This window comes from Thermomonospora cellulosilytica (assembly GCF_014138835.1).
GTDB lineage: Bacteria > Actinomycetota > Actinomycetes > Streptosporangiales > Streptosporangiaceae > Thermomonospora > Thermomonospora amylolytica.
Genome location: NZ_JACJII010000001.1, coordinates 5,911,747 through 5,926,173, shown reverse-complemented (window position 1 = coordinate 5,926,173; position 14,427 = coordinate 5,911,747). Strand labels below are relative to the sequence as shown.

Annotated in this window: 11 protein-coding genes; 5 read left to right on the top strand and 6 right to left on the bottom strand. The window is 74.6% G+C overall.

Going from position 1 to position 14,427, the window contains the following annotated elements; all coding sequences use genetic code 11:
* Positions 1-6 precede the first annotated feature (6 nt).
* Both HNR21_RS27950 and HNR21_RS27945 read left to right on the top strand, forming a co-directional pair.
* Entirely contained in the window at positions 7-606 is a 600-nt protein-coding gene (locus HNR21_RS27950; protein ID WP_182707529.1) for a hypothetical protein, read from the top strand.
* A gap of 44 nt (positions 607-650) precedes the next feature.
* The gene (locus tag HNR21_RS27945) at positions 651-1,583 is read left to right on the top strand and encodes an aldo-keto reductase family protein (RefSeq protein ID WP_182707528.1); all 933 of its coding nucleotides are present in this window, start codon (positions 651-653) and stop codon (positions 1,581-1,583) included.
* 37 nt (positions 1,584-1,620) lie between these two features.
* Here the strand turns inward: HNR21_RS27945 and HNR21_RS27940 are convergent, their stop codons facing one another.
* Together HNR21_RS27940 and HNR21_RS27935 are read right to left on the bottom strand one after the other, a co-directional pair.
* On the bottom strand, positions 1,621-3,384 hold the full coding sequence (locus HNR21_RS27940; protein ID WP_182707527.1) for an NAD+ synthase: 1,764 nt from the start codon (positions 3,382-3,384) through the stop codon (positions 1,621-1,623).
* Between the two features lie 43 nt (positions 3,385-3,427).
* Complete coding sequence (locus HNR21_RS27935) at positions 3,428-4,657, bottom strand: MDR family MFS transporter (RefSeq protein WP_182707526.1); 1,230 nt, start codon at positions 4,655-4,657, stop codon at positions 3,428-3,430.
* Between the two features lie 55 nt (positions 4,658-4,712).
* Between HNR21_RS27935 and HNR21_RS27930 the strand changes: the two genes are divergently transcribed.
* Entirely contained in the window at positions 4,713-5,717 is a 1,005-nt protein-coding gene (locus HNR21_RS27930) for an ArsR/SmtB family transcription factor (RefSeq protein ID WP_182707525.1), read from the top strand.
* A 10-nt stretch (positions 5,718-5,727) separates the two neighbouring features.
* On the opposite strand, the gene HNR21_RS27925 is transcribed toward HNR21_RS27930, so the two are convergent.
* Complete coding sequence (locus tag HNR21_RS27925) at positions 5,728-6,795, bottom strand: terpene synthase family protein (RefSeq protein WP_182707524.1); 1,068 nt, start codon at positions 6,793-6,795, stop codon at positions 5,728-5,730.
* A gap of 329 nt (positions 6,796-7,124) precedes the next feature.
* Here HNR21_RS27925 and glnA2 point away from each other — a divergent pair, with 329 nt between their 5' ends.
* Positions 7,125-8,486: a gamma-glutamylpolyamine synthetase GlnA2 gene (gene glnA2 / locus HNR21_RS27920; protein ID WP_119729626.1), complete on the top strand. Its 1,362-nt coding sequence runs from the start codon at positions 7,125-7,127 to the stop codon at positions 8,484-8,486.
* A gap of 122 nt (positions 8,487-8,608) precedes the next feature.
* Complete coding sequence (locus HNR21_RS27915; RefSeq protein WP_182707523.1) at positions 8,609-11,641, top strand: bifunctional [glutamine synthetase] adenylyltransferase/[glutamine synthetase]-adenylyl-L-tyrosine phosphorylase; 3,033 nt, start codon at positions 8,609-8,611, stop codon at positions 11,639-11,641.
* Between the two features lie 5 nt (positions 11,642-11,646).
* Here the strand turns inward: HNR21_RS27915 and HNR21_RS27910 are convergent, their stop codons facing one another.
* The 3 genes from HNR21_RS27910 to HNR21_RS27900 all read right to left on the bottom strand — a co-directional run bounded on the left by HNR21_RS27910 (position 11,647) and on the right by HNR21_RS27900 (position 14,389).
* On the bottom strand, positions 11,647-12,459 hold the full coding sequence (locus HNR21_RS27910; RefSeq protein ID WP_182707522.1) for a phosphatase PAP2 family protein: 813 nt from the start codon (positions 12,457-12,459) through the stop codon (positions 11,647-11,649).
* 12 nt (positions 12,460-12,471) lie between these two features.
* Positions 12,472-13,410 carry a phosphatase PAP2 family protein gene (locus HNR21_RS27905; RefSeq protein ID WP_220500324.1) on the bottom strand — a complete coding sequence of 313 codons (939 nt, stop codon included), beginning with the start codon at positions 13,408-13,410 and terminating at the stop codon, positions 12,472-12,474.
* Positions 13,411-13,573: 163 nt separating this feature from the next.
* A complete protein-coding gene (locus HNR21_RS27900; RefSeq protein WP_182707521.1) occupies positions 13,574-14,389 on the bottom strand; it encodes a class I SAM-dependent methyltransferase in 816 nt (271 codons plus the stop codon).
* Positions 14,390-14,427: the final 38 nt, after the last annotated feature.

Genomic DNA, 14,427 nt, shown 5'->3' with positions numbered 1-14,427 from the left:
GCGGGCATGGGCATGACCGGCCGGATGGACGAGGTCGCCGACGCGCTGACGCGGGCGTCGGCCGGGCCGCCGAACGGGGCGGCGCTGCTGGCCGACGCGCTGTCCGGGCTGCTGGCGTGGGAGCTGGGGCCGCGGCCCCCGGACGCCGGGGACCGCGCGCGCATCGCGACGCTGCTCAAGGAGGGCGCCAACCGCCGCAACCTGGGCGCCTACGTCGCCGAGACCGCCGAGTACGCCGAACGCGGCCGCCTGGACGGCTACGTCCCCGCCTGCGAACGGCGCTCCGCCCTGCAGGTGCTGGTGGACGGCTTCGGCGAGCACGGGGTGCCGGGTCCGGCGGTGGTGGAGGAGCTCGAGGAGATCGACGAGGAACTGCGGGCCGCCGCCGAGGACGCGCCGCCCCCGCACCGCAACCAGATCCCGGACCGGATCCCCGGCTCCCACTGGTGGTGGCGGGCGCCGCGGCGGACCGACATGAGCATGAGGGAGTACCGGAGCCGGCTGTATGGTGGCGATCTGGAGGAGTTCGAGGGCGACGCGCCCGGATCGGCGGACTGGCTCCGCTGCGGGGACGCGGCCTGCTGGTGCCATGACGCCCCGCCCTGACCCCGCACCCATCGGCTGAGCACGGGAACGGATCTGTGACCACGATGAGCGACGACCGCGACTCCGCACGACTGGCCGCCGACCTGTTCTCGGCCGACCCCGGCGCGCTGAGCCGGCGGCTCGACGCCGACGTCGCCGAGGTCCGGTCGCTGGGACGCGAGGGCGCCCGCGTCGACCCGGCCGCATCGCCCGAGGAGACGGTGGCCGCGGTGCGGGCCCAGGCCGGGCGGATCGGGTTCCGTTCCCCGACCGAGGCGGCGGCGGCGTCGCTGCGCCGCCTCCACGAGCTCGCGGTCCGGGAACGCGCCGCGGGTCCCCCCATCACCGCCTACCACGCGGCGGCCACCGCCACGATCGCCCGGGGCCGTTTCCGGGGCGGGGCCGACGGCCGCCTGGTGTTCCACCACGACTTCGCCGAGCCCGCCGGCACCACCGTGACCCTCGAGGCCGCGGTCCGGGTCGACGGCGACGGCGCCCTGTGGCTGGAGTCGTTCGGCTGGCCGGCCCACGTCCCCGCGCCCGTCTACACGTTCGCCGGGACGGAGCGCGACCGGCTGGCCCAGGCGGTCGCGGACCTGCGCGGCGACGGGCCGTTCGACCGCGCGATGCTGATGGTCTTCGCGACCGCGCTGCCGGGCCCGCCCGCCGCGGACCCGGACCTGCGCGCCGAGCTGGTCGACCTCGTCGCCGGGCGGCGCAGGGACCTGGCCGGATACCTCGTCCAGACCGAGAACCAGGCGCTGGCGGCGCCGGCGCACGGCCGTTTCGGCGCCTGCCTGTACCGGTCGGCGCTGGAGACCCTGTTCGAGGGCTATCTGGGCGGCGCCGCCTTCCGCCTCGTCGACGTGGACGACGTCACCGAGCTGGACGACGAGCTGCGGCGCGTCCTGGCCGACAGCGATCCGCCGCCCAAGGAGACGATCCCCTCGGGAACGCCCCTCCACCACTGGTGGTGGACCTTCCCCGACCGGACCTGAGGCCCGCCCCGGGACGGGCCACCGCGGGGGCGGCGGGTCAGCCGGCGGAGGGTTCGCGCCAGCGGTTGGTGATGGGCAGGCGACGGTCGCGGCCGAAGTTCTTCGGGGTGATCTTCGGGCCGGGCGGGTACTGGCGGCGCTTGTACTCGGCCCGGTCGACCAGGCGGATGACCCGTTCCACCAGACCGGCGTCGTGGCCCGCGGCGATCAGGGCGTCGCGGCCCATGTCGCGCTCGACGTAGTCGTGCAGCAGCGCGTCCAGCACGTCGTACTCGGGCAGCGAGTCGGTGTCGAGCTGGCCGGGGCTCAGCTCGGCGGACGGCGGCTTGTCGATGATCTCCGCCGGGATCGGCGGGGTCTGCCCGGCCGCCTCGGCCTGCGCGTTGCGCCACCGCGACAGCGCCCAGACCATCGTCTTCATCACGTCCTTGATCGGCCCGAACCCGCCGGCCGAGTCGCCGTACAGGGTGGAGTAGCCGGTGGCCAGCTCGCTCTTGTTGCCGGTGGTCAGCACCAGGTGGTCCTCCTGGTTGGACAGCGCCATCCAGACCACCGCGCGCACCCGGGCCTGCAGGTTCTCCTCGGCCAGCCCGGTCAGCTCCAGCCGCCGCTCGAACGCCTCCACCATCTCGTTGATCGGCACGGTGCGGGCCTGCAGCCCCTGCCGCTTGACCAGTTCCTCGGCGTCGTTCACCGAGTGGTCGGAGGAGTAGCGGCTGGGCAGCAGCACCACGTGCACGTTCTCCGGGCCGATGGCGTCGGCGGCGATGGTGGCGACCAGCGCCGAGTCGATGCCGCCGGACAGCCCGCAGATCACCGAGCGGAACCCGTTCTTGCGGACGTAGTCGCGCACCCCCAGCACCAGCGCCCGGTACACCTCGGCCAGGTCGTCCAGCGGCTCGGCGACCGGCGGCGGCGCGGGCTCGTAGGCGGGCACCGGATCGGCGGAGATCACCGTGTGCTCGATCGTGATGGTGGCCCCGTCGGCGGCCTGCACCGGCTGCGTGCCCGGCGAGGCGGTGGCGGCCGGCAGCGTCAGATCCGCCACCAGCAGCCGCTCGGCGAACGGCTCGGCCCGCGCCAGCAGCTCCCCGTCCGGCCCCACGATCATCGAGTCGCCGTCGAAGACCAGTTCGTCCTGCCCGCCGACCATGTTGACGTAGGCCAGCGCGCAGCCCGCCTCCCGGGCCCGGCGGGCGGCCAGCTCCAGCCGGACGTCGTCCTTGCTGCGCTCGTACGGCGACCCGTTGATCACCAGCAGCAGCCCGGCGCCCGCCGCGCGGGTCACGCTCACCGGGCCGCCGTCCTGCCACAGGTCCTCGCAGATCACCGTGGCGACGTCGATGCCGGCCACCCGCACCACCGGCAGCCGGTCGCCGCGCACGAAGTAGCGGAACTCGTCGAACACCCCGTAGTTGGGCAGGTGGTGCTTGGCCGAACGGGCCGCCACCCGGCCCTCGTGCAGCCAGGCCAGCGCGTTGAGCGGCGCGCCCGCCGGCTGCCCGGGCCGGGAGGTGCCCAGCCGGTCCAGGTAGCCGGTCACCACGGGCAGCGCGCCCAGGCCCTCGTCGGCCAGCCGCCGCGCCGTGCGCTCCAGCGTCCGCTGGGAGGCCTCGATGAACGAGGTGCGCAGGGCCAGGTCCTCCACCGGGTATCCGGTGAGCATCATCTCGGGGAAGGCGACCAGGTGCGCGCCGGCCTCGGCGGCGCGCCGCGTCCACTCCACGATCAGGTCCGCGTTCCCGTCGAGGTCGCCGACCGTCGGATTCACCTGTGCGAGAGCCAAACGGAGCTGTGCCACGCCCCCAGGGTAGGCGGCGTGGATCGGCGGCGGGACCGCCGGGTCACGACCCGTGCAGCGCCCGCAGGTGGGCCCGGCGGATCGCGGGCGCCAGCGCCAGCAGCCCGGCCGCCGCCACGGCGCAGATCGCGGCGCAGGTCAGCCACAGCACGGGCGCGCCGACCTCCAGCAGCCGGGTGCCGCCCAGCGGGGCCAGCAGGAACCCGCCCGACCAGGCCACGCCCCACAGCGCGCTGTACCGCCCGCGCAGATGTTCCGGCGCCAGGTCGGCGACCACCGCCTGGCCCACCGCCGCGACGGCGATCTCGCCCAGCGTCCACACCGCCACCGCCGCCGCGTACGCCCACAGCGCGGAGGCCGCGGTGTAGAGCGCGGTCCCCGCCCCCACCACCAGCAGGCCGGTGACGATGACCCGGCTGTGGTCGCGGCGCGTCAGCCAGCCGTTCACCACCGGCTGCAGCAGGACGATCAGCACGCCGTTGACCGCCACCGCCAGCCCGTACGCCTGCGCCGACAGCCCGTCGGCCCGCATCGCCAGCGGCAGCGTGGTGAACGCCTGCATCAGCACGAACGTGTACGCCAGGGTCACCAGCGTGTAGCCGACCATGACGGGGTCGCGCAGCACATCGAGGAACCCGCCCGGTTCCCGTTCGGCCCTGGGCCGGCGCGCCCGCGTCTCCGGCACCGCCCGCCAGATCAGCACCCCGAACACCAGGCAGGTGATCGCGTCCGCCCAGAACAGCCACAGGTAGCCGGCCCGGGCCAGCGTGCCGCCCAGCACCATCGCCACCGCGAAGCCCAGGTTGATCGCCCAGAACAGCAGCCCGAACGCCCGGGGCCGCTCGGCCGGTGAGATCAGGTCGGCGACCATCGCCGCGGACGCCGGCCGGAACATGTCCAGCACCAGCCCAAGCAGCAGCGCCGAGGCCATGATCGCGGGCAGCCCCTGCGCGTAGCCGAGCGCCAGCAGGCCCGCCGCGTTCAGCGTCATCGCCAGCACCAGGGTGGCCCGCCGCCCGATCCGGTCGGCCAGCGCGCCCCCGATGATCTGCGCGAACACCGACCCGAGCCCGAGCAGCGACAGCACCAGCCCGGCCTGCCCGAGGGTGAGCCCGCGCGTCTCGGTCAGGTAGAGCCCCAGGAACGGTTCCACCATGGTGCCGAGCCGGTTGATCAGCGTGCCCGCCCACAGCACCCAGAACGGGCGCGGCATCCCGCCGACCCGGTCGTGCAGGAACGCCGGCAGGCGGGTCGCCTCGGTGGTGGTGGTCATGCGCCGAGTCTGGGAAGCGCCCCGGAGCGTGTGCGATTCTTTTAGCGGGGGCTAAATGATCGAGTACGTGCTCACCCCGGACGACGTGGCCCGGGTCCGGTTCGCGTTCTCCCCGCTGGGGGAGATGGTGGCGAGCCTGCGGGTGCTGGCCGACCCGGCCCGGCACGCGCTGCACCTGCCGTGGGTGCGCCGGGTCCGGCCGCGGCTGCGGGGCCTGCGGCTGGATCCGCTGCGGGCGCTGGTGGGCCCGACCGGCTACATCCCCGACTTCCTCACGCCGCCGCCGCGGACCCCGCTGCCGGACCTGGCCGACGAGCTGGCCGCCCTCCGCGCCACCGACCCCGCGCAGGTGGTGGAGGAGGTCGCGTGGATGGACACCGACCCGAGGGTGCCGCGGCACGAGCGCGACCGGACCGCCCCGCTGCGGCGCGAGCTGGCCGCCGATCCGCGGCGGGCGCTCGACCTGCTGACCGACCTGCTGGTCGCCTACTGGGAGGTGGCCCTGGCGCCGCACTGGCCGCGGGTGCGCGACCTGCTGGAGGCCGACGTGCTGCGCCGGACGCGGGCGCTGACCGAACGCGGCACCGAGGGCCTGTTCGCCGACCTGCACCAACGGGTGCGCTGGGACGGCGAACGGCTCCAGGTGAACGTCGCCTACACCGAACGGGCCGTCCTGGGCGGCCAGGGGATGCTGCTGGTGCCCAGCGCGTTCGCCTGGCCGGAGGTCCTGGCGATGCTCCCGCCCTACCAGCCGCAGCTGATCTACCCGCCGTACGCGGTGGCCACCCTGTGGGAGGCGGCCCCCGCCCCGCCGCCCGACGCGCTGGCGGCCCTGCTCGGCCGTGTCCGCGCCGCCGTGCTGACCGGCCTGCAGGCGCCCTCCTCGACCACCGAGCTGGCCCGGCGGCTCGACGTCACCCCGGGCGCGGTCAGCCAGCACCTGGCCGTGCTGCGCGCCTGCGGCCTGGTCACCGGTCACCGGGTGGGCCGCCGCGTCCTCTACTCCCGTACGACCACGGGGGACGCGCTCACGGGCCGGGCGGACGCCGCGGAACCCTAGGAGAAAGGCGTCAGCGCAGGCCGGTGACGGTGTCGTCGAGGTGGGAGCGGAGCCCGGCGGCCTGGCGGTGCACGGGAACGACGGGGGAGCCGGCGGCCGGCAGCGCGTAGCGGCCGGTCTCGGTCAGCCAGTCCAGGTGGGCGCGGGGGGCGGCGAGCAGGGTGCGGACGATCGCGGCGGCGTCCCGGCGGCCCTGCGGGGTGATCTGCAGGCGGTCCAGCTCGGCGGCCAGCGCGCGGGCGGCCCCCCGGACCCGCGGGGCGCGCCGCGCGATCAGGTCCACCACCCGGCGGGCGGCCTCCGCCGGCTCCAGCCGGTAGACCTCGCCGATCACCGCCACGTAGTTGCCCACCGGGGGCGGCGCGCCGGGCCGGGTCTCCTTGGGGTAGGAGATCACGTCGTTCACCCAGGTGATCATGTCGGCGGTGCTCTCGACCAGCGCCTTCCAGGACGGCGTGACCGCCAGCCCGGCGTCCAGCGCCACCCCCAGCACCGGCTCCGCCAGGTCGAACAGGAACGGCGCGGCGGCCCGGCGGCGCAGCCCCGGGAACTCCTCCAGGGTCGGCATCCGGCCGGTGCGGCGGTCGACGGCCTCCTCGGCGCAGCCCGCCCGGTGCTCCTCCATGTGCCGCAGGAAGCGCCGCCGCCACTGCGGATCGGTCCCCGGCACCGTCTCGCGCCACAGCTCGGCCAGCGCGACCTCCAGCGGGCGCGCCTCCGGCTTGGCGTGCCCGCGGCGCAGCGCCCCCAGCAGGTCGGCGTACAGCCCGTGCACGGCGGTGGCCGAGCCGCCCACCGAGGTGTCGTCGATCGCGTCGTCGAGGGCGTAGGCCCAGATCAGCCAGCGGGTGAACAGTTCCACCCGGTCGGCGGGCGCCTGCGGGAAGATCCGGCCCGCCAGCCGGTCGAACCGCGCCCGCCCCAGCGGCGAGGAGTCCGGGGCGCCGGTCACCAGGCCCCGGACGCGGGCCCACTCGTCGGCCCGCGCGCCGATCGTGCGGGCGGCGGGATGCATGCCGGACCGGGTGGCGAGCGCGGCCACCCGGTCGGCGAGCGAGAGAACAAGTGCGGCGTCCACGGCACGACCAGGCTAAAGATCACGCCCGGGGGAGTCCCCCATCGCCACGTCAAGAGTTCGGCAACGCCGATCGGCCGGATCCGGGTGCGACACGTTCCCCGTGTTTTCGGACGTGTCGAGAGGTTTGCTCCGGGCAGACCCCTTCTGGCGGGTCTGTAACGCCGCGGTAATGCCCGCAGGGCATACTGGCTAGACGGCGGACGTGTCGGCGCACGCCGGAGCACCGGGGACCGTTCCCGGAGGCGGGGGTACAGGGATGTGAGCCCCGCAGAGCCGCCGGCCGGGTAGTAGGACAGTCGGGCAGACAGAGGCAATCGAGGGAGAAGGCCTTGGACCGTCAGCAGGAGTTCGTGCTCCGCACACTGGAGGAGCGCGACATCCGCTTCATCCGGCTGTGGTTCACCGACGTGCTCGGGTTCCTGAAGTCGGTCGCGGTCGCGCCCGCCGAGCTCGAGGGCGCCTTCGCCGAGGGCATCGGGTTCGACGGCTCGGCCATCCAGGGCTTCGCCCGGGTCTACGAGGCGGACATGATCGCCAAGCCGGACCCGGCGACCTTCCAGGTGCTGCCCTGGCGCGCCGAGTCCCCGGGCACCGCCCGGATGTTCTGCGACATCCTGATGCCGGACGGCACGCCCAGCTTCGCCGACCCCCGGTACGTGCTCAAGCGCGCCCTGGGCAAGGCCGCCGACCTGGGCTTCACCTTCTACACCCACCCGGAGATCGAGTTCTTCCTGCTGAAGAACCTTCCCGAGGACGGCACCGAGCCCGAGCCGGTGGACGCCGGCGGCTACTTCGACCACACCCCGCACAGCGCCGCGCACGACTTCCGGCGCAACGCGATCATGATGCTGGAGGCGATGGGCATCTCGGTGGAGTTCAGCCACCACGAGGGCGCCCCCGGCCAGCAGGAGATCGACCTGCGCTACGCCGACGCGCTGACCACCGCCGACAACATCATGACGTTCCGGCTGGTGATGAAGGAGGTGGCCCTCGAGCAGGGGGTGTGGGCCTCCTTCATGCCCAAGCCGTTCACCGAGCACCCCGGCTCCGGCATGCACACCCACATGTCGCTGTTCGAGGGGGACCGCAACGCCTTCTACGAGCCGGGCGCCGAGTACCAGCTGTCGAAGGTGGCGCGGGCGTTCATCGCCGGCCTGCTGCGGCACGCCGCCGAGATCACCGCCGTCACCAACCAGTTCGTCAACTCCTACAAGCGGCTGTGGGGCGGCGTGGGCGCCTCCGCGGGCGCCGGCGGCGAGGCCCCCTCCTACATCTGCTGGGGCCACAACAACCGGTCCGCGCTGGTACGGGTCCCGATGTACAAGCCGCAGAAGGGCCACTCCACCCGGATCGAGTTCCGGTCGGTGGACACCGCCGCCAACCCCTACCTGGCGTTCGCGGCCATCCTCGGTGCCGGGCTCAAGGGCATCGAGGAGGGCTACGAGCTGCCGCCGGGCGCCGAGGACGACGTGTGGGCGCTGACCCCGGCCGAACGGCGGGCGCTGGGCATCAAGCCGCTGCCGCAGAGCCTGGACGAGGCCATCGCGGCGATGGAGCAGAGCGAGCTGATGGCCGACGTGCTCGGCGAGCACGTGTTCGACTTCTTCCTGCGCAACAAGCGCGCCGAATGGGAGGAGTACCGGCGGCACGTCACCGAGTACGAGCGCAAGCGCTACATCGCGGTGCTGTGAGACCGGACGGCCGGCCGCGACCGGGACGAAACGGGCCGGGGCCGGGCGATCTTGTCGGAACGGAAATCTTCCGCGGGCCCGGTTTTCCCGTCCCGGGCGGGCCGCGCGGTTACGGTTGACCCGTGAGCGAGCTGTGGACCCCTGACCGCCGCCCCTCCCTGGCCGGCCGGCTCGCCCGGCTCGGGTTCACCGACGCCGGCCGGGCCGAACGCCTGCTGGCCGAGGCCGCCGCCGACGGGACGCCGATCGCCGATCCCGTGCTGGAGTCCCTCGGCGCCGCCGCCGATCCCGATCTGGCGCTGCGCGGCCTGGTGACCCTGCTCGGCGGGCTGGACCAGCCCGCCCGCGCCGCGGTGCAGGCCGACGAGGGCGTGCGGCGGCGGCTGCCGGCGGTGCTCGGGGTCTCCTCCGCGCTCGCCGAGCACCTGGCCCGCCATCCCGGCGACTGGGAGGTGCTCAGCGGGGATGGAGCGATCCAACGTCCCGGTCCGCAGCGGCTCCGCGACAGCCTGCTGCACGCGGTCGGCGCCGATCCGGCGGACCCCGAGCCGTGCGCCCGCGACGGCTCCACCGACACCCTGGTGGCGCTGCGCGCCGCCTACCGCCGGCACCTGCTGCACCTGGCCGGACGGGACCTGACCGGGGTCGCCGACATCGGCGAGGTCGCCGCCGAGCTGGCCGACCTGGCCGCCGCCGCGCTGGAGGCGGGCCTGGCCGTGGCGCGCGCCGAGGTCCCCGATGCCGGCCTGTGCCGTCTGGCGGTCATCGGCATGGGCAAGTGCGGCGGGCGCGAGCTCAACTACGTCAGCGACGTCGACGTGATCTTCGTGGCCGAGCCCAAGGCGGGCCGGGCCGAGACCGAGGCGCTGCGCGCCGCGACCCGGCTGGCCTCCGCCCTCATGCGCGCCTGCTCGGCCACCACCCCCGAGGGCTCGCTGTGGGAGGTCGACGCCGCCCTGCGGCCCGAGGGCAAGGCCGGGCCGCTGGTGCGGACCCTGGCCAGCCACCGCGCCTACTACGAGCGATGGGCCAAGACCTGGGAGTTCCAGGCCCTGCTGAAGGCCCGCCCGGTCGCCGGGGACCTCGCCCTCGGCGAGGAGTACATGAACGCCATCGGCCCGATGGTGTGGAAGGCCGCGGCGGGGGAGAGCTTCGTCGAGGACGTGCAGGCCATGCGGCAGCGGGTGGAGAGCCACCTGCACAGGCAGACCGAGGAGGCCGAACGGCAGCTCAAGCTCGGCCCCGGCGGGCTGCGCGACGTGGAGTTCGCCGTCCAGCTGCTGCAACTGGTGCACGGCCGCGCCGACGAGACCCTGCGCAGCCCCAACACCCTGGACGCCCTGGCGGCGTTGTCGCAGGGCGGCTACGTCGGCCGGGACGACGCGGCGGGCCTGGCGTCGGCGTACCGGTTCCTGCGCCGTGTGGAGCACCTGCTGCAGCTCTACCGGCTGCGCCGCACCCACGTCGTCCCCGACGACCCGGCCGACCTGCGGCGGCTCGGCCGGGCGCTGGGGCTGCGCACCGACCCGGAGGGCGAGTTCACCGCGCTGTGGCGGCGGCACGCCCGCGGGGTGCGCACCATCCACGAGAAGCTGTTCTACCGGCCGCTGCTGCGCGCGGTCGCCCGGCTGCCCGAGGAGGAGGCCCGCCTCACCCCCGAGGCCGCCCGCACCCGGCTCACCGCGCTGGGCTTCAACGACCCGGCCGGGGCGCTGCGGCACATCCAGGCCCTCACCTCCGGGGTGTCCCGGCGGGCCGCGATCCAGCGCACCCTGCTGCCGGTGATGCTGGGCTGGTTCGCCGACGGTCCCGACCCCGACGCCGGGCTGCTGGGCTTCCGGCAGGTCAGCGACGCCCTCGGCACCACCCCCTGGTATCTGCGGCTGCTGCGCGACGAGGTCACCGTGGCCGAACGGATGGCGCGGGTGCTGTCGGCCAGCCGGTTCGCCACCGACCTGCTGCTGCGCGCCCCCGAGGCGGTGGCGATGCTGGCCACCGACGCGGACCTGGCGCCCCGTTCCCACGAGGCGCTGCTGTCGGAGGCGCTGGCCGCGGTGCGCCGCCGCGAGGACGCCGGCCGGGACGCCGAGGAGTCCGCCGAGGACGCCGTCGCGGTGGTCCGCGGGCTGCGTCGCCGCGAGCTGTTCCGGCTCAGCGTGGGCGACCTGCTCGGCATGACCGACGTGCGGACCGTGGGGGAGGCGCTCACCGACATCGCCTCGGTCACCATCGAGGCCGCCCTGCAGGCCGCGATCAACAAGATCGAGATGGAGCGGCGCGGGCCGCTGCCCACCCGCATCGCCGTGGTCGCCATGGGCCGGATGGGCGGCCACGAGCTCGGCTACGGCAGCGACGCCGACGTGATGTTCGTGCACGACCCGCTGCCCGGCGCCGACGAACGCGACGCCCAGGGCGCCGCGCACGCCGTCGCCGAGGAGCTGCGCCGGCTGCTGGCCCGGCCCGCCCCCGACCCGCCGCTGCAGATCGACCCCAACCTGCGCCCCGAGGGCCGGCAGGGACCGCTGGTGCGCACCCTGGCCTCGTACGCCGCCTACTACGCGCGCTGGTCGGCGCCCTGGGAGAGCCAGGCCCTGCTGCGCGCCGACCCGATCATCGGCGACGCGGAGCTGGGCCACCGGTTCCGCGCGCTGATCGACCCGATCCGCTGGCCCCGCGACGGCATCGACGAGGCGGCGCTGCGCGAGATCCGCCGGCTCAAGGCGCGGATGGAGTCCGAACGGCTGCCCCGCGGGGTGGAGCGCCGGCTGCACACCAAGCTGGGCCCCGGCGGACTGTCGGACGTGGAGTGGGTCGCCCAGCTGCTGCAGCTCCGGCACGCCCACGAGGTCGCCGGGCTGCGCACCACCCGCACCCTGGCCGCCCTCGACGCGGCGGTGGAGGCGGGCCTGCTGGACGAGGCCGACGGACGGGTGCTGTCGGCGGCCTGGCAGCTGGCCACCCGGATCCGCAACACGATGATGCTGGTCCGCGGCCGGGCCTCCGACCTGCTGCCCACCGACCACCACCGCGAACGCTCGGCCGTCACCGCCATCCTCGGCTACCCCGGCACCGGCGACCTGCTGGAGGACTACCGCCGGCACGCCCGCCGCGCCCGCCGGGTGGTGGAACGGGTCTTCTACGGCGAGGAGCAGTAGGGCGTTCAGGCGGTGCTGCGGCGCACCTGCAGCACCACGGCCATCGCCCGGACCGTCCCGGGGCTGACCGCGTACCCGATCGCGAGCACCACCGCCCCGCCGACCGCGTCCAGGATGAAGTGGTTGGCCGTGCCCATGATCACCAGCACGGTGGCGGTGGGGTAGAGCAGCGCCAGCGCCCGCACCCAGCGCCGCCCCGCCACGGCGAAGATCGCGATCCCGCACCACAGCGACCAGGCGGTGTGCAGCGAGGGCATCGCCGCGTACTGGTTGGAGATCGTCGCCACCGGCGAGGAGTCGTACAGCCCCCAGGTGTTGAACTCGATGACCGTGTCGATGTAGCCCGGCAGCATCCGGGGCGGAGCCAGCGGATAGGAGTAGAACCCGACCAGCGCGGTGAGCGTGGCCCCGAACAGGATCCACCGGTAGGTCGCGTACCGGCCCGGATGCCATGCGTACAGCCAGACCAGCACCCCGATCGTCACCGCGAAGTGCAGGGTGGCGTAGTAGTAGTTCGCCGCGACCCCCAGCCACGACTGCTCGGCGAACAGCCGGTTCAGGCCGTACTCGACGTCCAGCCGCAGCATGTCCTCCAGCTTGAGGATCTCGTGGGCGCGGGCCACCGCGGCGGCGTGGTCGGCCGGCACCAGGTTGCGCACCATCGAGTACGCCAGATAGCAGATCGCGATCAGCGCCAGCTCGGCCCACCAGCGCGGCCGGCCGGGGACCCGCTCGCCGATCCGCCGGGCCACCCCGTGCGGGCCGCCGTCCTGCTGCGGGGCCCCGGCCCCCGAGGCGGTCGCGGTCGTCCTGGCCATGGAAGAAGATTCTCAGACGAAGGTCACAGCGGCATCATCGGCAACGGCGGCATCGGCTCTCACATCCGGTGCGCCCGGCGTTCCCGCAGCCTCCGGAGCCGTCCGGGCCCGCGGGACCGGGAGGACCGGCGTGTCCGGGGCGTTCGGTGGCGTACGGGGCGAACGGCGCCGCCGGTGCAGCGTCCACGACAGTGCCAGCGCTCCCACGACCAGAGCGGTTCCCACGACCGCGTCGATGATGTAGTGGTTGGCGGTCGCCAGGATCACCAGCACCGTGACCAGCGGGTACAGCACGCCGATCGCCTTGGCCAGTGGGTGCGCTCCCAGCCGGGCCAGCACGAACCCGCACCAGACCGCCCAGCCGGCGTGCATCGACGGCATCGCCGCGTACTGGTTGGCCAGCGCGCCCGCGCTCTGCCCCGAGTACAGCCCCCACGAGCCGAGCGCCTGCACCGGGTCCACGAACCCCTCGTCCGGCAGGAAGCGCGGCGGCGCCAGCGGATAGAGCCAGTAGCCGATCAGCGCCACGGCGGTCGCCGCCATCAGCGCGGTGCGCAGCCACCGGTAGTCCTCCGGCCGGTACCGGTACAGCCAGACCACGATCGCCAGCGTCACCGCGAAGTGCGCGATGCCGTAGTAGTAGTTCGCCGCACGGGCCAGCCACGGCTCCTGCAGCAGCCACCGGTTGAGGCCGAGCTCCACGTCCAGCTCCAGCGCCCGCTCGAACGCCAGGATCCGGTCGGCGTTGCTGAACGCCGCCGCGGTGCCGCCGTTCAGCACCAGCCTGGTCAGCGTGTAGGCGGTGTAGAACAGCGCGATGAGCGCCAGCTCCCGCCACACGGGCGGGGCGGAGACCAGCCGGGCCGCCCACGTCGTCGCGGGCCGGGTGCGCCGGCCCGCGGCCGGCTCGGTGAGCGGCCCGCGACTCACTGGGGGGGCGGTGTGGACCATGCACACCATCGTCCTCAGCGGACCCGCGTTTGAGATCACCGCGCCGAACGGTCTTGACCTCAGCCTTGAGTAGTAGGTCCCCTACCGGCCAACCGGGACCTACGGGGGAGTAATCGGCCGCCGGTAACGACTCAGGTGGACATCCTGCCGTGCGAAGGAGAGCTCACCGATCCCACCAGATCGTGCACAGCGTCCGTCCCTCGGTGCCGGGGAACCGCGGCCGATCCGGATCGACGCCCAGGTCAAGGAGGGCCTCGGCCACCCGGGGCGTGTCCTGCGGCGGGAGGTGGAGCCGGCGCCGCACGCGGTCGGCCAGCGTCGCCAGATCAGGGTACGTCCCCCAGCCGCCCGCGTCGGTCCACCGTTCGATCTCGGGGTTCACCCCGGCACGGGTCAGGGCCGCCACGGCGTCGTCGGCGGTGGGGCCGTCCGGCCGGACCAGGCCGTGGAACCTCGCCCACAGCGGGTTGAGGGTGTGCAGGGGATGCCGTTCGGGGATCTCCACCACCACCCGCCGCCGGGCGTGCGCGGTGAGCGCCGCGGCGAACGGCCCCAGCTCCGCCACCCCGTACAGCACGTGATGGCAGACCACCACGTCCGCCGGGCCGACCCGGTCGGCGACGTCCGGCCAGCGGCCCTCCACCGTCTCCACGGCGACCCCCAGATGGCCCCCACCGGCCCGCAGCGCCTCCAGCAGGTGCCCCTCCGGGTCCACGCCCACGATGCGCCCCGCCCGTTCCGCCAGCGGCAGCGACGCGCCCCCGGCCCCGCAGCCCACGTCCAGGACCACGCCTCCGGCGGGCAGCGCCTCGGCCTCCCGCGCGAACGAGCGGCTGCCCGGCGGCACCTCGGCCTCGGCGATCTCCCGCACGACGGTCGCGGGCCTGCGCACCGCGCCGTCCGGTGACCGGAACCGTGCGGGGAGCCGCCACCCGTGCACGGCCTCCCGCCAGCGCTCCAGCGGATCGGTTGCGTCCATGCCCTGCATCATGCCCGGCCCGGAACGGCGGCGGCCCC

What these genes read in the sequence shown, in the direction of transcription:
- HNR21_RS27910 (WP_182707522.1), bottom strand. Translation starts at nt 12,459, where the DNA reads ATGGCCAGGACGACCGCGACCGCCTCGGGGGCCGGGGCCCCGCAGCAG.
- HNR21_RS27900 (WP_182707521.1), bottom strand. Translation starts at nt 14,389, where the DNA reads ATGGACGCAACCGATCCGCTGGAGCGCTGGCGGGAGGCCGTGCACGGG.
- HNR21_RS27930 (WP_182707525.1), top strand. Translation starts at nt 4,713, where the DNA reads ATGATCGAGTACGTGCTCACCCCGGACGACGTGGCCCGGGTCCGGTTC.
- HNR21_RS27950 (WP_182707529.1), top strand. Translation starts at nt 7, where the DNA reads ATGGGCATGACCGGCCGGATGGACGAGGTCGCCGACGCGCTGACGCGG.
- HNR21_RS27905 (WP_220500324.1), bottom strand. Translation starts at nt 13,410, where the DNA reads ATGGTCCACACCGCCCCCCCAGTGAGTCGCGGGCCGCTCACCGAGCCG.
- HNR21_RS27935 (WP_182707526.1), bottom strand. Translation starts at nt 4,657, where the DNA reads ATGACCACCACCACCGAGGCGACCCGCCTGCCGGCGTTCCTGCACGAC.
- HNR21_RS27945 (WP_182707528.1), top strand. Translation starts at nt 651, where the DNA reads ATGAGCGACGACCGCGACTCCGCACGACTGGCCGCCGACCTGTTCTCG.